This window comes from Bradyrhizobium sp. USDA 10063, assembly GCF_054063735.1.
The window spans coordinates 5,943,516-5,964,058 of sequence record NZ_JBSSGP010000002.1; the positions used below are offsets into that span (position 1 = coordinate 5,943,516).

The 20,543-nt window shown below is 65.0% G+C and carries 16 protein-coding genes and 1 pseudogene; 12 read left to right on the forward strand and 5 right to left on the reverse strand.

The window, feature by feature from the left end:
- Positions 1–40: 40 nt before the first annotated feature.
- Both ACVJGD_RS30265 and ACVJGD_RS30270 read left to right on the forward strand, forming a co-directional pair.
- On the forward strand, positions 41–319 hold the full coding sequence (locus ACVJGD_RS30265; RefSeq protein WP_456637654.1) for a type II toxin-antitoxin system ParD family antitoxin: 279 nt from the start codon (positions 41–43) through the stop codon (positions 317–319).
- Complete coding sequence (locus ACVJGD_RS30270; protein WP_456637655.1) at positions 309–605, forward strand: type II toxin-antitoxin system RelE/ParE family toxin; 297 nt, start codon at positions 309–311, stop codon at positions 603–605. The genes ACVJGD_RS30265 and ACVJGD_RS30270 overlap by 11 nt, the downstream gene beginning before the upstream one ends.
- A 3-nt stretch (positions 606–608) precedes the next feature.
- On the opposite strand, the gene proB is transcribed toward ACVJGD_RS30270, so the two are convergent.
- The 3 genes from proB to ACVJGD_RS30285 form a co-directional block, all read right to left on the reverse strand.
- Positions 609–1,751, reverse strand: a complete 1,143-nt coding sequence (gene proB, locus ACVJGD_RS30275) for a glutamate 5-kinase (RefSeq protein WP_456637656.1) — start codon at positions 1,749–1,751, stop codon at positions 609–611.
- 122 nt (positions 1,752–1,873) lie between these two features.
- Positions 1,874–2,929: a GTPase ObgE gene (obgE, locus tag ACVJGD_RS30280; RefSeq protein WP_456637657.1), complete on the reverse strand. Its 1,056-nt coding sequence runs from the start codon at positions 2,927–2,929 to the stop codon at positions 1,874–1,876.
- Between the two features lie 181 nt (positions 2,930–3,110).
- Positions 3,111–5,915 (reverse strand): [protein-PII] uridylyltransferase, encoded by a 2,805-nt coding sequence (locus ACVJGD_RS30285; protein ID WP_456637658.1) that lies wholly within the window; start codon positions 5,913–5,915, stop codon positions 3,111–3,113.
- Between the two features lie 207 nt (positions 5,916–6,122).
- On the opposite strand from ACVJGD_RS30285, the gene ACVJGD_RS30290 reads away from it, so the two are divergent.
- The 6 genes and pseudogenes from ACVJGD_RS30290 (at position 6,123) to ACVJGD_RS30315 (ending at position 12,256) form a co-directional block, all read left to right on the forward strand.
- On the forward strand, positions 6,123–7,097 hold the full coding sequence (locus ACVJGD_RS30290; protein WP_456637659.1) for an aliphatic sulfonate ABC transporter substrate-binding protein: 975 nt from the start codon (positions 6,123–6,125) through the stop codon (positions 7,095–7,097).
- 181 nt (positions 7,098–7,278) lie between these two features.
- Positions 7,279–8,128 (forward strand): annotated as a pseudogene (locus tag ACVJGD_RS30295) (ABC transporter permease).
- Positions 8,128–8,913, forward strand: coding sequence for an ABC transporter ATP-binding protein (locus tag ACVJGD_RS30300; protein ID WP_456637660.1), 786 nt, complete (start codon positions 8,128–8,130; stop codon positions 8,911–8,913). The pseudogene ACVJGD_RS30295 and the gene ACVJGD_RS30300 overlap by 1 nt, the downstream one beginning before the upstream one ends.
- Before the next feature lie 54 nt (positions 8,914–8,967).
- Positions 8,968–9,477 (forward strand): OsmC family protein, encoded by a 510-nt coding sequence (locus ACVJGD_RS30305; protein WP_456637661.1) that lies wholly within the window; start codon positions 8,968–8,970, stop codon positions 9,475–9,477.
- 555 nt (positions 9,478–10,032) lie between these two features.
- Complete coding sequence (gene ltrA, locus ACVJGD_RS30310; RefSeq protein ID WP_456637662.1) at positions 10,033–11,364, forward strand: group II intron reverse transcriptase/maturase; 1,332 nt, start codon at positions 10,033–10,035, stop codon at positions 11,362–11,364.
- Between the two features lie 94 nt (positions 11,365–11,458).
- Complete coding sequence (locus ACVJGD_RS30315; protein ID WP_456637663.1) at positions 11,459–12,256, forward strand: hypothetical protein; 798 nt, start codon at positions 11,459–11,461, stop codon at positions 12,254–12,256.
- Positions 12,257–12,455: 199 nt separating this feature from the next.
- Here the strand turns inward: ACVJGD_RS30315 and mutS are convergent, their stop codons facing one another.
- On the reverse strand, positions 12,456–15,182 hold the full coding sequence (gene mutS / locus ACVJGD_RS30320; RefSeq protein WP_456637664.1) for a DNA mismatch repair protein MutS: 2,727 nt from the start codon (positions 15,180–15,182) through the stop codon (positions 12,456–12,458).
- A gap of 208 nt (positions 15,183–15,390) precedes the next feature.
- Between mutS and pcaF the strand changes: the two genes are divergently transcribed.
- From pcaF to pcaG, 3 genes are all read left to right on the forward strand, one after another.
- A complete protein-coding gene (gene pcaF / locus ACVJGD_RS30325; RefSeq protein ID WP_456637665.1) occupies positions 15,391–16,599 on the forward strand; it encodes a 3-oxoadipyl-CoA thiolase in 1,209 nt (402 codons plus the stop codon).
- Between the two features lie 209 nt (positions 16,600–16,808).
- Entirely contained in the window at positions 16,809–17,513 is a 705-nt protein-coding gene (pcaH, locus tag ACVJGD_RS30330) for a protocatechuate 3,4-dioxygenase subunit beta (protein ID WP_456637666.1), read from the forward strand.
- Positions 17,510–18,115, forward strand: coding sequence for a protocatechuate 3,4-dioxygenase subunit alpha (pcaG, locus tag ACVJGD_RS30335; RefSeq protein WP_456637667.1), 606 nt, complete (start codon positions 17,510–17,512; stop codon positions 18,113–18,115). Before pcaH ends, pcaG begins: the two co-directional genes overlap by 4 nt.
- Positions 18,116–18,416: 301 nt before the next feature.
- On the opposite strand, the gene ACVJGD_RS30340 is transcribed toward pcaG, so the two are convergent.
- Positions 18,417–19,343: a LysR family transcriptional regulator gene (locus ACVJGD_RS30340; protein WP_456637668.1), complete on the reverse strand. Its 927-nt coding sequence runs from the start codon at positions 19,341–19,343 to the stop codon at positions 18,417–18,419.
- Between the two features lie 154 nt (positions 19,344–19,497).
- Between ACVJGD_RS30340 and ACVJGD_RS30345 the strand changes: the two genes are divergently transcribed.
- On the forward strand, positions 19,498–20,535 hold the full coding sequence (locus ACVJGD_RS30345; protein WP_456637669.1) for a class 1 fructose-bisphosphatase: 1,038 nt from the start codon (positions 19,498–19,500) through the stop codon (positions 20,533–20,535).
- Positions 20,536–20,543: the final 8 nt, after the last annotated feature.

The window sequence follows — 20,543 nt, forward strand, 5'->3', positions numbered from 1 at the left end:
TATCATTAAATATCACATATTGATATCCGCGGATACGACCATGGCCACCAGCTACAGCATCGGCAAGCATTTTGAGGACATGATCCAGGGCCTGATCGAGAGCGGCCGCTATTCGACGGCGAGTGAGGTCTTGCGCGATGGCCTGCGCCTGATCGAAGAGCGCGAAGAGCGCCGCAAGGCCAAGCTCGAAGCGTTGCGCGCCGAGATCCAGAAGGGTTTTGACAGCGGCCCCGCGGAGGAAGTCGATATCCACGAAATGATGGAATCTATAAAGGCGCGGGGACGGCAACGATTGGCCGCGCTGAAACGTGGCGAATAGATTCCGCAAGCTTCCCCAAGCCGACCACGACCTCGATTCGATTTGGACTTTCATCGCGGGCGATTCCGTCAGCGCCGCCAATAGGCAGATCGATCGTATTGGTGAGATATTTGAAATGCTTGTAGAGAATCCGTTGGCCGGCCGCGCGCGTCCGGAATTGCGGCGGAATCTGCGCAGCTTTCCTGTCGGGAGCTATGTTGTTTTTTACGTCCCGCTGCCCGACGGCATCGAGGTTGTTCGCGTGATGAGCGCCCGGCGAGATATCGACCCGGACGACATGCTTTAGCGCTCAGACCGGATCAGAGTTTCTCGGTCCACCTACCACCAAATCGTCCCGGTGGATCATCTCCGCCCGGCCGCTGATGCCGAGGATGGCCATCACGTCGGGCGAGGAGCGACCTTTGATCTTCTCGGCATCCTCGGCGTCGTAGGCGATGAGGCCGCGGCCGATCTCATGGGTATCGGGGCCGCGGACGATCACCGCGTCGCCACGGGCGAACTGGCCGTCGATCCGGATCACCCCGGCCGGCAACAGGCTCTTTCCGGCCCGCAGCGCGGCTACCGCGCCGGCGTCGATGGTCAGCGTGCCCCTCGGTTCCAGCGAGCCCGCGATCCAGCGCTTGCGCGCGGTGATCGGGTTGGCCGGCGTCAGGAACCAGGTGCAGCGGCCGCCGTCGGCGACCGCCTGCAGCGGATGCTCGATCTTGCCGGAGGCGATCAGCATGTGGGTGCCTCCGGTGGTCGCGATCTTCGCCGCCTCGATCTTGGTGCGCATACCGCCACGCGACAGTTCAGACCCGGCCTCGCCCGCCATCGCCTCGATTTCCGCGGTGATGCTCTCGACCACGGGGATCAGCTTTGCGTCCGGGTTGTTTGTCGGCGGCGCGTCATAGAGGCCGTCGATGTCGGACAGCAGGACCAGGAGGTCCGCGCTCGCCATGGTGGCGACGCGGGCGGCGAGGCGGTCGTTGTCGCCGTAGCGGATCTCGTTGGTAGCAACCGTGTCGTTCTCGTTGATCACGGGCACCGCGCGCCAGTCCAGGAGCTTTGCGATGGTCGAGCGCGCATTCAGATAGCGGCGGCGCTCCTCGGTGTCCTGCAGTGTGACCAGGATCTGCCCGGCACGAATCCCGTGATTATCAAGCACCTCCGACCAGATCCGCGCCAGCGCGATCTGGCCCACGGCTGCCGCGCCCTGGCTTTCCTCGAGCTTCAGCGGTCCGCGCGGCAGCTTCAATCGGCTACGCCCGAGCGCGATCGAGCCGGAGGAGACGATCAGGACCTCGCGGCCTTCCCGATGCAGCTTGGCGATATCAGCGGCAAGCGCCGACAGCCATGATGCCTTGACCTCACCCGCCTCGGAATCGATCAGGAGGGATGAGCCGACCTTGACGACGATGCGGCGAAAACGATTGAGTGCGGGGCGTTTCATGGGTTCGCTAGGGACAGAGCAGCAGTTGCGAAGCAATACGCGCCACCGCCTTACTTTGGAAGCGGCGCACGGGAAAGAGTCTTAAGGGAACATCAACCCTGCGGGCCGAACAGGCCTTGGAATCAGCCCTGCGGCGTCGGCTGCGCCCATGGTTCGGCGTCAGCGCCGCTCTTGGCCTTGGCCGACACCGGCGCTTCGCCGATCACCTCGACCAGCGCCTTCAACGCTTCCGGGACACCCTCGCCGGTAGCGGCGGAAACGAGCAGCGGGGTCTTCTTCGCAGCCCGCTTCAGCCGGTCCTTCTGCTTCTTCAATTCGTCAGATGTGACCGCGTCGATCTTGTTCAGCGCGACGATCTCGATCTTTTCGGCAAGATGGCCCTCGTAGGCCTCCAGTTCGGTACGTACCGTCTTGTAGGCCTTGCCCGCGTGCTCGCAGGTGGCGTCGATCAGGTGCAACAGCACGCGGCAACGCTCGACATGGCCCAAAAAGCGGTCGCCGAGCCCGGCGCCCTCATGTGCGCCCTCGATCAGTCCGGGGATGTCGGCGAGCACGAATTCGCGGCCCTGCGCGCTCACGACGCCGAGCTGCGGGTGCAGCGTGGTGAAGGGATAGTCCGCGATCTTCGGTTTCGCCGCACTGACGACCGAGAGGAACGTCGACTTGCCGGCGTTCGGCAGTCCGACCACGCCCGCATCGGCGATCAGCTTCAGGCGGAGCCAGATCCAGCGTTCTTCGCCCGGCAGGCCGGGGTTGGCGTTGCGCGGGGCGCGGTTGGTGGACGACTTGAAATGCGCGTTGCCGAAACCACCATTGCCGCCCTCGGCCAGCACGAATTTCTCGCCGAGCCTGGTGAAATCGTGGATCAGCGTCTCGCGGTCCTCGTCGAACACCTGGGTTCCCACCGGCACCTTCAGCACGATCGGCTTGCCGTTGGCGCCATGGCGGTCCTTGCCCATGCCATTGGTGCCCTTCTGCGCCTTGAAATGCTGCTGGTAACGGTAGTCGATCAGCGTGTTCAGCCCGTCGACCGCCTCGATGATGACGTCGCCGCCCCGACCGCCATTGCCGCCGGAGGGGCCGCCGAACTCGATGAACTTCTCGCGCCGGAACGCAACGCAGCCGTTGCCGCCGTCGCCGGAACGAATATAGACCTTTGCTTCATCGAGGAATTTCATGGCTCACTGGGAATATGACTCGATCAGATCGAGTTGGGTGCACTCTCCCGCTTGCGGGGGAGGGCTGGGATGGGGGCGGCCCGAATAGATGATATCATCTATTACGTAAGGCAGGGGCGCAGATGCGGCAACCCTTGGCTCAGTGGAAATACGAAGGAAGCCTTAATTCCCGGCAGTGGAACTAGGCTGCCGGCTGGGCGGCTGCGGTTTCATCGGCAAGCAGGTGCAGCAATGCGCTCTTGATCGCGGCCTGCCGGGTCGGCGCATTGATCTGCGCGCCCAGGAGGTCGGTGACGTAGAACACGTCGCGGGCGCGCTCGCCGAAGGTCGCGACATGGGCGGAGGCGATGTTGAGGTTGAGCTTCGAGATCGCGGTGGTGAGCTGGTAGAGCAGGCCGGGCCGATCGAGGCCGGACACCTCGATCACGGTGTAGCGGTCCGACCACTGGTTGTTGATCGTGACCTCGGGCTCCACAGTGAACGCCTTGACCTTGCTGCCGCTGCTGCGATGGACGGCGCGGCGCGCCATCGCCTCGGGCAGGCGCAATTTGCCTTCGAGTACATCCTCGATCATCTCGCCGATCCGGGTGGCGCGCCGGCCTTCATCCTCGTCGCGGTCATATTCGCGGGAAATCGCTATGGTATCGAGCGCGCGCCCGTCGGTCGTGGTGTAGATCTGGGCGTCGACGATATTGGCGCCCGCCGAAGCGCAGGCGCCGGCGATGATCGAGAGCAGCCAGGGATGGTCGGTCGCCCAGATCGTCAGTTCGGTGACGCCGCGCGCTTCGTCGAATCCGACATTGATCGCGAGCTTGTGGCCGGCCTGCTCGCTGGCGCGGATGAAGCGCGCCTGGCGGATCTTGCGCGGCAGTTCGACCTTGAGCCAGTACGCCGGATAATGCCGCTCGATATAGGCGTTGAGCTCCGCCTCCGGCCACTCGGTGAACGCGGTGCGGAATTCGGCCTGCGCCATCGCGATGCGGCGGGCGCGGTTCACTTCCGAGAAGCCGCCGGTCAGGACCGGCTCGGTCTCGTAATAGAGCGTGCGCAAGAGCTGCGCCTTCCAGCCGTTCCAGACGCCGGGGCCGACGCCGCGGATGTCGGCCGTGGTGAGGATCGTCAGCAGTTTCATCTGCTCGACCGATTGCACGACGGCGGCGAAATTCTCGATGGTCTTGCGGTCGGAGAGGTCGCGTGACTGCGCGACCGTCGACATCGTCAGATGATCCTCGATCAGCCATGCGACGAGTTCGGTGTCGGCGTTGCTGAAACCGAGCCGCGGGCATAGCCGCCGCGCCACCTTCGCGCCGGCGATCGAATGATCCTCGGGCCGGCCCTTGGCGATGTCGTGCAAAAGGGTCGCGATATAGAGCACCGGACGATGCTCGGGGCGGATCTTGCGGAACAGATCGCTGGCGACGATGAACTCGTCATTGCCGCCGCGCTCGATCTCCTGCAGGAAGCCGATGCAGCGGATCAGATGCTCGTCCACCGTATAGTGGTGATACATGTTGAACTGCATCATCGACACGATCTTGCCGAAGGCGCGGATGAAGTGACCGAGCACGCCGGTCTCGTTCATTCGCCGCAGCACGATCTCGGCATTGTCCGAGGTCAGGATCTCCATGAACAGCCGGTTGGCTTCCGCATCTTCGCGAAGCTGCGTGTTCACGAGCTTCAGCGAGCGCGTCACCGTGCGCATCGCATCGGGATGGAAGGCGAGGTTGTTCTTCTGCGCCAGGCGGAAGATGCGGATCAGGTTGACCGGATCGTGCTTGAAGACGTCGGACGCGGCCAGGTTAATGCGGTTGTTGTCGACGATGAAGTCGTCGCTCTCGGGCACGCGCCGCTTGGTGCCGCCCGGCCGCAAGCGCGCCACCACGCGGCTCAGCACCGGCGCCGGCTTCTTCTGTTCCTCTTCCAGCTTGGCGCACAGGATCGCGGTGAGGTCGCCGACGTCTTTGGCGATCAGGAAGTAGTGCTTCATGAAGCGCTCGACGTCCTGCATGCCGGGATGCGAGGTGTAGCCGAGCCTGATCGCGATCTCGCGCTGGACGTCGAAGGACAGCCGCTCCTCGGCGCGGCCGGCGAAGAAATGGATATTGCAGCGCACCGACCACAGGAAATCGGCGCAGCGGCGGAAGGTGCGGTATTCCTGCGCATCGAACACGCCGCGCTCCAGCAGCTCGTCGGTTTCGCGCACGCGGTAGACGTATTTTGCGATCCAGAACAGCGTGTGCAGGTCGCGCAGGCCGCCCTTGCCGTCTTTGACGTTGGGTTCGACCAGATAGCGGGACTGTCCGGCGCGGCGGTGCCGCTCCTCGCGTTCGGCGAGCTTTGCGGTGACGAATTCGGCCGCGGTGCCCTGCACGACGTCCTTGTCGAAACGGTCGACCAGTTCGTCGTAGAGTGGCCGGTCGCCGGTCAGGAACCGCGTTTCCAGGATCGCGGTGCGGATCGTCATGTCGCCACGCGCCTGGCGGATCGATTCATCAACCGAGCGCGTGGCGTGGCCGACCTTCAGTCCCATGTCCCACAGGCAGTAAAGGATCGCTTCGGCGACCTGTTCGCCCCAGGCGGTCTGCTTGTAGGGCAGGATGAACAACAGATCGATGTCGGACTCCGGCGCCATCAGGCCGCGGCCGTAACCGCCGGTGGCGACGACCGCCATGCGCTCCTCGCCGGAGGGGATCGGCGAGTGATAGAGATGCTTGGTTGCCGCCGCATAGAGGATGCGGATGATCTCGTCCTGCACGAAGCAGAGCCGCTCCGCGCAGCGCCTGCCGTGGCGGTCCCTGAGCAGCACGGCCTGCGCCGTGGCGCGTGCCGCGATCAGTTCCGCCTTGAGCAGTTGCGCCATGGCCGAGCGGAATTGGTCCTCGCGCCCCGCGTGCTTCTCGGCGAGTGCATCGACCGCGGCGGTGATCCGCGCGGTATCGAAACGCTCATCCACTTCCGGGCGGGGTGTGGCCACGACACTATCCATGGTCTATCCCGATAAAGGACGGCGCCTGCGCTGTCACGGGACATTGTGGACCCGCGATCACTCTGTGCTGAATTCCACTTGATTTGGGCAAAGTCATTCTCGCGTTGCCGCCTTCAGGGTGCGGATTTTCTCATTGACCTTCTGGCCTAACTCATTGAGATAAAATGACGTTTTCCCAAGATTTTTCCCAAGACCTGGAGGCTGAGGATGGTCCGGATTTCACGGCGCGCTGTGGCTGCAATGATTGCAGGTTTAGTGCTCGCGCCCGCGGCAAGTTTCGCGGCGGAGCCGCTCAAGGAGATACGTATCGATTGGGCGACCTACAATCCGGTCTCGCTGGTCCTGAAGCAGAAGGGGCTCCTGGAAAAAGAGTTCGCCAAGGACGGCATCAGCATCGTCTGGGTGCAATCCGCCGGCTCCAACAAGGCGCTCGAATTCCTCAATGCGGGCTCGATCGATTTCGGCTCGACGGCGGGGTCTGCCGCGCTGGTCGCCAAGATCAACGGCAACCCGATCAAGTCGATCTATGTCTATTCGCGTCCCGAATGGACCGCGCTGGTCACGGGCAAGGATTCCAAGATCGCCTCGGTCGCCGACCTCAAGGGCAAGCGCGTCGCGGTGACCCGCGGCACCGACCCGCACATCTTCCTGGTGCGCGCGCTGCTCGATGCCGGCCTCACGGAGAAGGACATCACGCCGGTGCTGCTCCAGCACGCCGACGGCAAGACCGCGCTGATCCGCGGCGATGTCGACGCGTGGGCCGGCCTCGACCCGATGATGGCGCAGGCGGAAGTCGAGGACGGCGCAAAACTGTTCTTCCGCAAGCCGGATGCCAACACCTGGGGCATCCTCAATGTGCGTGAGCAATTTTTGAAGGACTATCCGGACGTGGTCCGCCGCGTGCTCGCCGTTTATGAAGAGGCCCGCAAATATTCGCTGGCGAATTACGACGACCTGAAGAAGACCTTCATTGCCGTGACCAAGCTGCCGGAGGCCGTGGTCGACAAGCAGCTCAAGGAGCGCACCGAGCTGACCCACAGCCGGATCGGCGCCCCGCAGCGCGATTCGATCCTCGCCGCAGGGCTCGCGCTGCAGCAGGCCGGCGTGGTCGACGCCAAGGTCGACGTGAAGGCCGTGCTGAATTCGCTGATCGACGACCAGGTCCCGCTGCCGACGAACTAGCCAAGCTGTCGTCCCGGGCAAGCGAAGCGCGACCCGGGATCCATAACCACGACTGTTCGATGGGGCGCGAGCTGGGGCCCCGGCCCGGCCTCACAACGGGCCCTGTGGCTATGGGTCCCGGGCCGGGACGACGAAGCTCCCACCTTGCAATTCGGCGCGGGAAAGGGTTCTTGCCGTGGCCATGACTATTGACGCGCCAGTGCTGGAACAACCCGACGCCGCCGTCGCGCGCCCCGCGGCATCGGCGCGGCTATCGCGTTTTGCCCGGCCCGCGCTTGGCCTGTTGCTGCCGGTCGCCCTCGCGCTCGGGTGGGAGCTCGCGGTCCGGCTCGGCTATTCCAACGGCCGGCTGGTGCCGCCGCCGACGAAGGTCTTCGCCACGATTGTGGAACTGGCGAAAAGCGGCGAGCTGTCGCGGCACATCGCTACGACGCTCTCCCGCGTTGCCGCGGGATTTGCCCTTGGGGTCGTGGCAGGCACGCTGCTCGGCGCGGTCTCCGGCTATTGGGGCCTGGCGCGGCGGCTGCTCGATCCGACCGTGCAGGCGCTGCGCGCGATCCCCTCGATTGCATGGGTGCCGCTGTTCATCCTTTGGCTCGGCATTTTCGAAACCTCGAAGGTGGCGCTGATTGCGGTCGGCGTGTTCTTTCCGGTCTATCTCGGTGTGATGGGCGCGATCCTCTCGGTCGACCGCAAGATCGTCGAGGTCGGCCGCATCTTCCGCCTCTCGGGCCCGGCGATGATCCGCCGCATCCTGCTGCCGGCGGTCTTGCCGGCCTATGTGGTGGCGCTCCGCGTCGGCCTTGGTCTGGGCTGGATGTTCGTGGTCGCCGCCGAGTTCATGGGCGCCTCCGAGGGGCTCGGCTATCTCCTGATCGACGGCCAGCAGCTCGGCAAGCCGGCACAGATCGTCGCCGCGATCGTGATCTTCGCGATCCTCGGCAAGACCACCGACTGGCTGATCGAACTTGCCACTGCGCCGCTCCTGCGCTGGCAGGGACGCCTTCGGCCGCGAGCGCGGAGCGGCCTGATGCTCGCACTCGACAAGGTCGGCAAGACCTATCCCAACGGGGTCCATGCGCTTTCGCGCTTCTCCGCTGAGATCATGCCGGGCGAGATCGTCGCGATCATCGGCGGTTCCGGTTGCGGCAAGTCGACGCTGCTGCGCGCCATTGCCGGGCTCGATCGCGCTACGTCAGGCGCGGTGACACTCGATGGCGCCACTATCACCGCGCCGCATGCCAAGATCGGCATCATCTTCCAGGAGCCGCGGCTGCTGCCTTGGCTTAGCGTCGCCGACAATATCGGCTTCGGCCTCTCGGACCTGCCAGCCGATGCGCGACGTGAAAAGGTGGCGCGCGCGCTGGCGCGCGTCGGCCTCGCTGATAAGGCCAATGCCTGGCCGCGCGAGCTTTCCGGCGGGCAGGCGCAGCGGGTGGCGATCGCGCGTGCGCTGGTGCCGCAGCCGGAGGTGCTGCTGCTCGACGAGCCGTTCTCCGCGCTCGACGCCTTCACCCGGCGCGACCTGCAGGATCATCTGCTCGACCTCTGGGCCGACACAAGACCGACGCTGATCCTGGTGACGCACGATGTCGACGAGGCCGTGGTGCTGGCGGACCGCGTGCTGGTGATGCGGCCGCGGCCGGGCCGGCTGTTTGAGGAGATCGCGATCAATTTGGCGCGGCCGCGCGACCGCAACTCACCGCATTTCGATAATTTCAAGCGCCGCGTGCTCACCGCGCTCGACCGCTCGCTCGATCGCAACGTGCCAGACAGCGAGGCCGCCGCGAATGCCGGCGAGGCGATGTGGTGGTGACAGCAAGGCGATAAGGCAGTACACCGGAAGCCAGAAAATCCCGGGAGAACAACAATGGACGCCACCGAGCTCCGCGCGCTGCAAGCCCCGATCAAGGAACGCTACAAGGCTGATCCCGCCGCCGCCGTCATCACGCTGAAAGCCAAGGGCTCGATCGAGAATGAAGGCATCGCCTGCAAGGTCGAAACCGGCCGCGCGCTAGCGGTTGCCGGCCTGCATCCGGCAACCGGTGGCTCCGGGCTGGAACTCTGCTCCGGCGACATGCTGCTCGAAGCGCTGGTCGCTTGCGCCGGTGTGACGCTCAAGTCGGTGGCGACCGCGATCGAAGTGCCGCTCCGGCACGGCAATGTCTTCGCCGAAGGCGATCTCGATTTCCGCGGCACGCTCGGCGTCGACAAGGAGACCCCGGTCGGCTTCGCCGAGATCCGTCTCCGCTTTGAGGTCGACACCGACGCACCGCAGGACAAGCTCGATCTCCTGCTGAAGCTGACCGAGCGCTATTGCGTGGTCTACCAGACCATCAGGCACGGCCCGCAGGTCGCCGTCTCGATGAAGCGGGTGTGATGTGTCGTCGTCCCGGCCTTGAGCCGGGACCCATACCCCGCGCTGCTTCTGCTTAGCACACCGCTGTTCGAAGGCCTTCGCGCCACACGAAGGCCTGTGGTTATGGGTCCCGTCTTTCGACGGGACGAGCGCGTCCGTGAGGACGCTTTGACTGAACGGTGTAAGTCCGTTCCGGAGTTGGTCGCAACTCTGTAATCGAAGGAGACTGCGTCGCCGTGAGGCGGGGTGGAGAGCATCCGGAGGTGAACCGACAGTCCGTAGGATGACGAACCTGATACGGCGTAGGGCTGTGGCGAGCCTGCTCGTTCGAGGTGAAGCCTGGAACAACCCTCGGCGCTGAGGCGACTGACAAAGCGACCGCGGGACAGCCAACGTGGGTGAGGTCGGAATGTCGGGAAGGCAAGGCGGAGTAAGCGGAGAGACCTGCCGCTCGGGGTGAGAGCGACAGGAGTCAGAGCCTTCATAATACCGCAGTCCGTTTTGACGGCGAGAGGGACGGGAAGCAAAACCGTTCCGAGGGAAGGGAGGCAGGAAGCTGGATGCACGAGGTTCGGCATGAAGCAAGATAACCCCGACAGTGCCGGCAAGGCTAAGCAAGGGGGAGACGCCGCCGGCGGACAACCGCGGACTTGGTGGTGGGCGGAAGCTTCGATCTGGACGGAGCGCATGGTGTCGGCGCTGGGTAACGGCGTCAAAGGAGGCAAGTGGTTCAGTCTGGTGGACAAGGCCATCCGGCCTGCGACCCTGCAAGCCGCATGGCGGAAGGTCGAGCGGAACAAGGGGGCGGCAGGCGTGGATGGTCAAGGCATCGCGCGGTTTGCGGCGGGTGCGGAGCGATATCTGACGGAGCTTCATGAAGATCTGAAGCACGGCAGCTATCGGCCGAGCCCGGTCAAGCGGGTCGAGATTCCCAAAGGCGGCGGACAAACCCGTCCGCTCGGGATACCGACCGTCAAGGACCGCATCGTGCAGACGGCTCTGAAGATGACCATCGAGCCGATCTTTGAAGTCCAGTTCCGGCCGGGAAGCTACGGCTTCCGGCCGGGACGAAGCTGCAAGGACGCGTTGCGGGAGGTCGATCGGCTGCTGAAGGAAGGCTTCACCCATGTCGTGGATGCCGACCTGAAGAGCTACTTCGATACGATCCCGCACGATAGGCTGATGGCACGGGTGGGCGAGAGTATCAGCGACGGGCGTGTCCTGACGCTGATCGACGGCTTTCTCCGGCAAGAGATCATGACGGACATGGCGTGCTGGCTCCCGACGACGGGAACGCCCCAAGGGGCGGTCCTCTCGCCGTTGCTGGCCAACATCTATCTGCATCCGCTCGACCTGCTGATGGAGCAGAACGGGCGGCGGATGGTGCGTTACGCCGACGACTTCGTGGTTCTCTGCCGGACGGAAGCCGAGGCGAGGGCCGCGCTGCGTGAAGTCACGACGTGGACGGCGGCCAACGGCCTGACGCTGCACCCGGACAAGACGCGGATCGTCGACAGCCGACAACCGGGACAGGGATTCGATTTCCTCGGCTACCGGTTCGAGGCGGGTCGCCGGCTCGTGCGGAAGAAGAGCCTGACAGCGATCAAGGACAAGGTGAGGGCCAAAACGATACGCAGCAGAGGGGACAGCCTCATGCGGATCATCGCGGACCTCAACCCGGCGCTGCGGGGATGGTTCGGCTACTTCAAGCACGCCGCGCCATTCCAGCTTCGCAGCCTTGATGGCTTCGTTCGGCGGCGGTTGCGCGCCGTCCTGCGCAAGCAGGACGAGCGGCCCGGGGCCGGACGATGCAAAGCCGACCATCAGCGATGGCCTAATGCTTTCTTCGCGGCTCAAGGACTGTTCACCCTCGCAACAGCACTCGAGCACGCGAGACATTCACGATGAGGAAACCAGCGACTGGAGAGCCGTATGCGGGAAAACCGCCCGTACGGTTCGGAGGGAGGGGAGGCTAACTGCCTTCCCTACCCCTATCAACTAGATGCCCCCCGAATTCATCTTCCTGCTGACGCTGGTCTTGCGCATGGCGATCACGGCGGCCTTTGTCGTGACCGCCTCCATCATCACCGAGCGTTCAGGGCCGGTGATCGGCGCCCTGGTGGCGACGCTGCCGATCTCAGCGGGGCCATCCTACGTCTTCCTTGCGCTCGACCATGATGCGTCCTTCATCGCCGAGGGCGCGCTCGCAAGCCTGCCGATCAATGCGGCCACGATCTATCTCGGATTGACCTATGTCGTGCTGGCGCAGCGGCACAATGCATTGCTCAGCACAGCCGCAGCGGTCGCGGTATGGATCGCGCTCGCATCGATCTTCCGCCAGTTCCAGTGGACGCTTGCCGCCGGGCTGATCGTGAACGTCGTCACCTTTGCGATCTGCGTGCCGCTCTTACAGCGCTATCGCCATGTGAAGAAGATGCCGCTGATCACCCGCCGCTGGTACGACATCCCGCTACGCGCCTCGCTCGTCGCCACATTGGTGGCGATCGTGGTGACGTCCTCGGGCTGGGTCGGCCCGCAGGTCAGCGGGATCATTGCACTGTTTCCGGTGGTGTTCACCTCGATGATGCTGATCCTGCATCCACGCATCGGCGGCCCGCCGACCGCTGCCGTGATCGCCAACGGCGCCTGGGGCCTGATGGGATTCGGGCTTGCGATCGCCGTGCTGCACCTCGCCGCGCTGCAGTTTGGCTCGGTAGTCGGCTTGAGTCTTGCGCTCGCCACCTGCGTGATCTGGAATCTCGGCCTGTGGTGGAATGGGCGGAGGAAGCTCGCGCATTAAGCGCCGTCATTGCGAGGAGCGAAGCGACGAAGCAATCCATTTCTCCACAAGCGGCGGCATGGATTGCTTCGCTTCGCTCGCAATGACGGTGAGATCGTAGGACGCGTAGGGTGGGCAAAGGCGCACTTGCGCCGTGCCCACCATCCACGTTTTGCTCGCGATGGTGGGCACGCTGCGCTTTGCCCACCTACGGCAGCGTCTACTGCTTCGGCAGTTTGGCCTTCAACGCGTAGAGTGCGTCCAGCGCCTCGCGTGGCGACATCTCGTCGGGATGCAGCGCCTTCACTGCTTCCACCAGAAGCTCCACTTCGCTCGGCGGCGCGGCTTCCGCGGCGGCGCGGGAGGGGACAGCGAACAGCGGGAGGTCATCGACCAGGGCGCGGGCGGTCTGGCCGCGGTCCTGGGCCTCCAGCTTCGCCAGCACGGACTTTGCCCGGCTGATCACCGCCGGCGGCAGGCCTGCGAGCTTTGCCACCTGGATGCCGTAGGAACGGTCCGCCGAACCCGGCAGCACCTCGTGCAGGAACACGACGTTGCCCTGCCATTCCTTCACTCGCACCGTGGCGTTGAACAGCCGCGGCAATTTTGCCGATAGCGCGGTGAGCTCGTGATAATGCGTCGCGAACAGCGTGCGGCAGCGGTTGTTCTCGTGCAGATGCTCGATCGCGGCCCAGGCGATCGACAGGCCGTCGAAGGTCGCGGTGCCGCGGCCGATCTCGTCGAGGATCACCAGCGAGCGCTCGCTTGCCTGGTTGAGAATGGCGGCGGTCTCGACCATCTCGACCATGAAGGTCGAGCGTCCCCGCGCCAGATCGTCAGCCGCGCCGACGCGAGAGAACAGGCGATCGATGATCCCGATCCGCGCCCGCGCTGCCGGCACATAGCTTCCGATCTGCGCCAGCAGCGCGATCAGCGCATTCTGGCGCAGGAAGGTCGATTTGCCGGCCATGTTGGGGCCGGTGAGGAGCCAGAGCTGTCCGGATTTCTGCGCCGGTCCCGGCGAGAGGTCGCAGGCATTGGCGATGAACGACTGGCCGTCGCGCTTCAAGGCCTGCTCGACGACCGGATGGCGGCCGCCTTCGATCGCAAAGCCCAATGAATGATCGACCTCGGGCCGCACGTAGTTCTCGTCGACCGCGAGCCTTGCCAGCGCGGTCGCGACATCGAGCAGCGCGAAGGCGTGTGCGGCGGCGCGCAGATCGTCGCTTGCGGCAAGCGCCATGGCAGAGAGCCGGTCGAAGATCTCGAGCTCGAGATTGAGCGAGCGGTCGCCGGCATTGGCGATCTTGGCTTCGATCTCGCCGAGTTCTGATGTGGTGAAGCGGACCTGGCCGGCGAGCGTCTGGCGATGGATGAAGGTCGCATTCAGCGGCGGGGACATCAATTTGTCGCCGTGCTGCGCGGTCACCTCGACGAAATAGCCGAGCACATTGTTGTGCCGGATCTTGAGCGCCTTGACGCCGGTGTCCTCGGCGTAGCGCGCCTGCATCGAAGCAACGACGAGGCGTGAGGCGTCGCGCAGGTTCCGGCTTTCATCCAGCGCAGCCTCATAGCCTTCGCGGACGAAGCCGCCGTCGCGCTTGATGAGCGGCAATTGCTCGGCGAGCGCGCGCTCGAATTCGCCTGCCAAATCCCGCGACGGACGGCGCAACGCCTCCATCACAGCCACGATTTCCGCCGGCGGCTGATCGAGCTGCGCCAGCCGCACCAGCGCCTGATCGGCGGCCAGGATGCCGTCGCGGAGTGCTGCGAGATCGCGCGGGCCGCCGCGACCGACCGACAGCCGCGCCAATGCGCGCGACATATCGGGTGCCGCACGCAGCACGCTGCGGATATCCTCGCGTGCGGCACTATCCGCGACGAAAGCTGCGACGGCATCGAGCCGCCGCGTGATCGCAGCGCTGTCGGTGAGCGGCGCTGCGAGCCGCTGCGCCAGCAGGCGCGAGCCGGCGGCGGTCACCGTGCAATCGATCGCATCGAGCAGCGAGCCGCGGCGTTCGCCGGCCAAGGTGCGTGTCAATTCGAGATTGGCGCGCGTCGCCGGGTCGATCGCCATGGTGGTACCGACCGCCTCGCGCGAGGGCGGCGACAGCGGCGGGCGTTTGCCCACCTGCGTGCGGTCGATATAGGTGACGGCAGCCGCGGCGGCGGTTGCTTCCAGCCGCGACATCGCGGCGAGGCCGTCCATGGTCGCGACCGCGAAATAGTCGCATAGGCGCCGCTCGGCGGTGGCGCCGTCGAAGACATCACGGGTGAGCGGCGTCACTGCCGGCAGTTCGCGTAATAGCGCCCCGAACTCGACGTCATTGTAGAGCGCGTCGGTGACGATGGCTTCATTCGGATTGATCCGCGCCAGCGTCGCCGGAAGCTCCGCGACCGAGCATTCCGTCACGATGAATTCTGAGGTCGAAATATCGATCCATGCAAGCCCGATGCGGTCGCCACCGGACGAGCCGCGGGCGCGCGCAATCGCCAAGAGGTAATTGTTGGTGCGGGCATCGAGCAGCGTGTCTTCGGTCAGCGTGCCCGGCGTCACCAGCCGCACCACGTCGCGCTTCACCACGCTCTTGTTGCCGCGGGCGCGCGCGGTCGCCGGATCCTCGCTCTGCTCGCACACCGCGACGCGATGGCCGGCCGCGATCAGCCGGTGCAGATAGTCCTCGGCGCGTTCCACCGGCACGCCGCACATCGGGATATCCATCCCCTGGTGCTTGCCGCGCTTGGTCAGCACGATGCCAAGCGCCTTCGAGGCGATCTCGGCATCCTCGAAGAACAATTCGTAGAAATCGCCCATCCGGTAGAACAGCAGCAGGCCCTGATTGGCGGCCTTGATCTCGAGATACTGTTCCATCATCGGCGTGACGCGCGCGGGAGCTTCCGTGCTCGGGGCCTCGGATGGAACGGGAATTGGCTGCTGGACGGTCATGAGGGGGCGGAAACTACAAAATTTCGCAAGCCCGTCCTATCGCTTTGCCCGCCGATCACGGGTTTTCCACCCTCTCCACGCCGCCGACCTCATACCAACGCGGCCGAGGGGCGCGTTCCCCTCGATTGACCTCCTGCCGGCCCGCTCCTAAAACTCGCCCCAATCCAAGCCTCTAGCGCCGAACCGGCGGCAATCAGGGAGAGAATCGATGCGTGATGTCTATATTTGCGATGCCGTCCGGACTCCGATCGGCCGTTTCGGCGGCTCCCTCGCCAAGGTACGCGCTGACGATCTCGCCGCCACCCCGATCAAGGCGCTGATGGCCAAGCATCCGAATCTGGACTGGTCGCAGGTGGATGAGGTGTTTTTCGGCTGCGCCAACCAGGCCGGCGAGGACAACCGCAATGTTGCGCGCATGGCGCTCCTGCTCGCGGGCATGCCGGAATCGGTTCCCGGCCAGACGCTGAACCGGCTTTGCGCCTCCGGTCTCGACGCGGTCGGCGCCGCGGGCCGCGCCATCCGCGCCGGCGAGATCGATTTCGCGATTGCTGGCGGTGTCGAATCGATGACGCGAGCGCCATTCGTGATGGGCAAGGCGGCGGAAGCGTTCTCGCGCTCGGCCGAAATCTTCGACACCACGATCGGCTGGCGCTTCATCAATCCCTTGCTGAAGGCGCAATACGGCGTCGATGCCATGCCGGAGACCGGCGAGAATGTCGCCGAGGAATTTCAGGTCTCGCGCGCCGACCAGGATGCGTTCGCGATCCGCTCGCAGCAGCGCGCGGGTGCGGCGATCGCGTCTGGCTATTTCGCCGAGGAGATTACGCCGGTCTCCGCGCCGGGCGGCAAGGCGGGTCCCATTACCGTTGACAAGGACGAGCATCCGCGTCCGGAGACGACGCTGGAAGGCCTCGCCAAGCTGAAGCCGATAGTGCGCAATCCCGGCACGGTGACGGCCGGCAACGCCTCCGGCGTCAATGATGGCGCCGCCGCCATGATCCTTGCCTCAGAGGCCGCCGTGAAGAGGCACGGATTGACGCCGCGGGCGCGCATCCTCGGGCTCGCCTCCGCCGCGGTGCCGCCGCGCATCATGGGCATCGGCCCGGTGCCGGCGACGCGCAAATTGATGGAGCGGCTCGGCCTCAAGATCTCCGATTTCGATTTGATCGAACTCAATGAGGCCTTCGCCTCGCAGGGCATAGCCTGCCTGCGCCAGCTCGGGGTCAAGGAGGATGCCGATTTCGTGAACCCGCATGGTGGCGCGATCGCGCTCGGCCATCCGCTTGGCATGAGTGGCGCGCGGCTTGCCTTGACGGCCGTGCATGGCATGGAGAAGCGAGGCGGGAAGCTTGCCTTGGCAACCATGTGCGTCGGTGTCGGTCAGGGCGTTGCCGCCGCGATCGAGAAGCTGAGCTAAGTGCTTGACCCTCATGGTGAGGAGGCGCGCAAGCGCCGTCTCGAACCATGAGGCCACCAGTCGGGTCTCATCCTTCGAGACGCCGCGCAAGCGCGGCTCCTCAGGATGAGGGGATAGAAGAGCGAAAACAGCGCTTTTCCGGGTTAGTTATATCCTATAATGATCTGGCGGCAGGCTCGCCGGCAAGGAGCGCCAGGGAGGAAATCGTCATGACCTTGCTCTATCCGCTGCAATCGCTCGCGGCGCATCCGCCGCGGCTGTCGCCTGGCTATCGCTCGACTGTCAAGCGCTCGCCGCAGAAGCCGCTGATCCCGATCCGGCAAACGCTCTCCGAATTGACTGGCCCGGTGTATGGCCACGAGACCGTGCGCGAGAACGACAACGACCTCACGATCCAGCACAAGGGCGAGCCGCTCGGCGAGCGCATCATCGTGCATGGCCATGTGCTCGACGAGGATGGCCGCGGCGTGCCCAACACGCTGGTCGAGTTGTGGCAGGCTAATGCCTGCGGCCGCTATGTCCATGTCGTCGACCAGCATCCGGCGCCGCTCGATCCGAACTTCACCGGCGCCGGCCGCGCGCAGAGCGATGCGAGCGGTTATTACCGGTTCATCACGATCAAGCCCGGCGCCTATCCCTGGGGCAATCACCACAACGCCTGGCGTCCGGCCCACATCCATTTCTCGGTGTTCGGCCATTCCTTCATCTCGCGCCTGGTGACGCAGATGTATTTCCCGGGCGATCCCTTGTTTCCGTTCGACCCGATCTTCAACTCGGTGACGGATGAGAAGGCGCGCGCGCGGATGATCTCGTCGTTCGATCTCGAGAACACCCAGCCGGAATGGGCGCTGTGCTACCGCTTCAACATTGTCCTGCGCGGCAGGAACGCGACGCCGATGGAGAATAGATCGTGAGCGAACAGCGGCCGGAGGGCATCACGCCATCGCAGACCGTCGGTCCGTATTTCAAATACGGCCTGACGCCGAATGGCGAGTACGCGTGGAATGACGCCTTCACCAACAACCTGATCACGCCTGACGTTTCCGGCGAGCGCATCCGCGTCGAAGGGACGGTGTTCGACGGCGATGGCGTGGCGGTGCCGGACTGCATGCTTGAGATCTGGCAGGCCGACGCGCAGGGCCGCTTCTGCGATCCGCAGGATGCCCGCGCGTTGCCGAACAGTTCGTTCAAGGGCTTTGGCCGCGTCGGCACCGATGCCAAGGGCGGCTATTCCTTCGACACCATCAAGCCGGGGCCGGTGCCCGATCCCGACGGCAAGCCGCAGGCGCCGCACATTTTGCTGGCCGTGTACGCACGCGGCATGCTGCTGCATCTCTACACCCGGATCTATTTCGAGAATGAGGCGGCCAATGCCAGCGATCCCGTGCTCGCGCTGGTGCCGGCCGATCGCCGCGCGACCCTGATCGCCAGGCGCAAGGCAGGCGCGGCCAATCCGGCCTACGTGCTCGACATCCACCTGCAGGGCGACAAAGAGACCGTGTTCTTCGACGTGTGAGGTTGCGCGGCCCCGTTCTCTCTCGTCATGGCCGGGCCTGACCCGGCCATCCATCCTCCAAGAGCTTCTTGCGAAGATCGATGGATACGCGGGTCAAGCCCGCGTATGACAGCCGCGGTTGCGCCGCCGCAGCGTCGCCGAGGCTCGTCATTCCGGGGCACCGCATGGAAGCGAACCCCGAATCTCGAGGTTGCGCAACACTCTCAGCCGTCATTGCGAGCGTAGCGAAGCAATCCATCTCTCCCCAAGTGGCGGCATGGATTGCTTCGCTGCGCTCGCAATGACGGAACTCCGACCACTCTCACCGCACATTCGGCAAATACCGCGACCCCTCTTTTCCCAGGAAGTCCAGCATCGCCTGCGCCGGCGGCAGCAGGATCTTGTCGGCGCGGCGGATCGCGTGCCACTGGCGCATCACCGGCAGGCCTGCGACCCTGAGCACCACCAGCCGTCCTTCCTCCAGTTCGTGGAACACGGTGTGCTGGGAGATGAAGGCGATGCCGAGCCCGGCCATCACGGCCTGCTTGATGGTCTCGTTGCTGTCCATGGCCATGCCGACCTTCGGCTCGATCCGGTGCTTTTGAAAGAACTGCTCCATCAGCATCCGCGTGCCGGAACCGTGCTCGCGGGTGATGAAGGTCTCGCCGGCGAGATCGGCCGCGGCGACGCGCTTCTTTCCATTGAGCCGGTGATCGGCGGCGGCGATGATGACATGCGGATGCCTGCCGAGCGGGCGCATCTCGACCTCGACGTCCGCTGGCGGCTGTCCCATCACGGCGATATCGAGATCGTAGCCGCGCAGAGCGTCGCGGATGTCCTCGCGGTTGCCGATCCTGAGCGTCACGTCGATCTTCGGGAACCGCTGCGAGAACGCCGCGATCGCGAACGGCACGAAATATTTCGCGGTGCTGACCGCGCCCATGGCGACGCGCCCGCCGCTCTTGCCTGCGATCATGTCGAGCGACTGCTCGCAGTCGGCGAGCGCCGATTCGATGCGCTCGACCAGCGCCAGAACGGTGCGGCCGGCGTCGGTCAACGCCATGCCTTCGCCGGTGCGCTGGATCAGCGGCAGGCCGGCGAGCTCCTGCAGGTTGCGAAGCTGCAGGGTGACCGCCGGCTGGGTGAGGTTGAGCCGGTTCGCCGCGCCCGTGATCGAGCCCGCCGCATGCACGGCGGTCAAGGCGCGGAGCTGACGAAGGGTGAGGTCGCGCGAGAAATGTCCCGGCATGAGCACCTCCATAAAAAATACTTTGGCCATACTTAAGATATTAAAATTTCACTAATCCGGCAATTCGCGCGTTGATAGTGGCAACAGCGACTCCACCCCGGAGCCGCTTCAAGCGAAGCCCCGTCGAGAGGGCACGATGAATGGGAGAGCGGCCGTGGATCATCTTCCTGCATTGCATGCCTATCTCGACGAGCCCGCGCGTCAGGACACCGTCCGCGCCGCGGCGGTGGTGGCGGTCGAGGCGCTCGCCGCAGCCGCCGTCGAACTCGCTGGTGTCATCGCCTCGGGCCCGCTGGTCGGCATCACCGGCCGGGACGGCGCAGTCAATCCCGACGGCGACACCCAAAAGGACATCGATGTTGTCGCAGATCGGCTGATGCGCGACGCGCTACGGACTGCGCCGGTGGCCGCCGTGCTCTCGGAGGAAGTGGAACTGCCCGAGACGCTCGACGCCGAGGCGCCGCTCTGTGTCGCGATCGATCCGCTCGACGGTTCGGCCAATCTTGCGAACAACATCTCGATCGGCACCATCTTCTCGATCCGCCCCAAAGCGCGCGACATCCTCTCGACCTTCTTCGAGCCCGGCACCGCGCAGGTCGCCGCGGGCTTTTTCATCTACGGCCCGCAGACCGTGCTGGTGCTGGCGCTCGACCAGCGCGTCGATGTCTTCACCCTGTATCCCCCGAGGCGCGAATTCGTGCTGACCGGGCGTGGCGTCCGGATTCCGCCCGATACGCCTGAGTTCGCCATCAACGCCTCCAACCGCCGGCACTGGAGCGGCGCGGTGCGCACCTATATCGACGAATGCCTCGCCGGCGCCAACGGCGAGCGAGGCCGCGATTTCAACATGCGCTGGATCGGATCGCTGGTGGCGGAAGCCTACCGCATCCTGGTTCGCGGCGGCGTCTTCCTCTATCCGGCCGATGCACGCCCGGGCTACCGCGAAGGCCGCTTGCGCCTGCTCTACGAGGCCCATCCGATGGCGCTGATCATGGAGTGGGCCGACGGCGCCGCCTCCAGCGGGCGCGCGCGCATTCTCGAGCTTTCGGCACGGACGCCGCACCAGCGGGTGCCCTTGATCATGGGATCGCCGCGCACGGTGCGCGACATCGAAGTGATGCACGAAGGTATCGAGCCGCTGTTCGAGAACGCCGACGCGCCATTGTTCGCGCGCCGCGGACTGTTTCGCTGAAGGAGGAG

Bases quoted from the DNA above. Each gene is read 5' to 3' on its own strand.
- ACVJGD_RS30265 (WP_456637654.1), top strand. From the start codon at position 41: ATGGCCACCAGCTACAGCATCGGCAAGCATTTTGAGGACATGATCCAG.
- proB (WP_456637656.1), bottom strand. From the start codon at position 1,751: ATGAAACGCCCCGCACTCAATCGTTTTCGCCGCATCGTCGTCAAGGTC.
- obgE (WP_456637657.1), bottom strand. From the start codon at position 2,929: ATGAAATTCCTCGATGAAGCAAAGGTCTATATTCGTTCCGGCGACGGC.
- ACVJGD_RS30285 (WP_456637658.1), bottom strand. From the start codon at position 5,915: ATGGATAGTGTCGTGGCCACACCCCGCCCGGAAGTGGATGAGCGTTTC.
- ACVJGD_RS30290 (WP_456637659.1), top strand. From the start codon at position 6,123: ATGGTCCGGATTTCACGGCGCGCTGTGGCTGCAATGATTGCAGGTTTA.
- ACVJGD_RS30300 (WP_456637660.1), top strand. From the start codon at position 8,128: ATGCTCGCACTCGACAAGGTCGGCAAGACCTATCCCAACGGGGTCCAT.
- ACVJGD_RS30305 (WP_456637661.1), top strand. From the start codon at position 8,968: ATGGACGCCACCGAGCTCCGCGCGCTGCAAGCCCCGATCAAGGAACGC.
- ltrA (WP_456637662.1), top strand. From the start codon at position 10,033: ATGAAGCAAGATAACCCCGACAGTGCCGGCAAGGCTAAGCAAGGGGGA.
- ACVJGD_RS30315 (WP_456637663.1), top strand. From the start codon at position 11,459: ATGCCCCCCGAATTCATCTTCCTGCTGACGCTGGTCTTGCGCATGGCG.
- mutS (WP_456637664.1), bottom strand. From the start codon at position 15,182: ATGACCGTCCAGCAGCCAATTCCCGTTCCATCCGAGGCCCCGAGCACG.
- pcaF (WP_456637665.1), top strand. From the start codon at position 15,391: ATGCGTGATGTCTATATTTGCGATGCCGTCCGGACTCCGATCGGCCGT.
- pcaH (WP_456637666.1), top strand. From the start codon at position 16,809: ATGACCTTGCTCTATCCGCTGCAATCGCTCGCGGCGCATCCGCCGCGG.
- ACVJGD_RS30340 (WP_456637668.1), bottom strand. From the start codon at position 19,343: ATGCCGGGACATTTCTCGCGCGACCTCACCCTTCGTCAGCTCCGCGCC.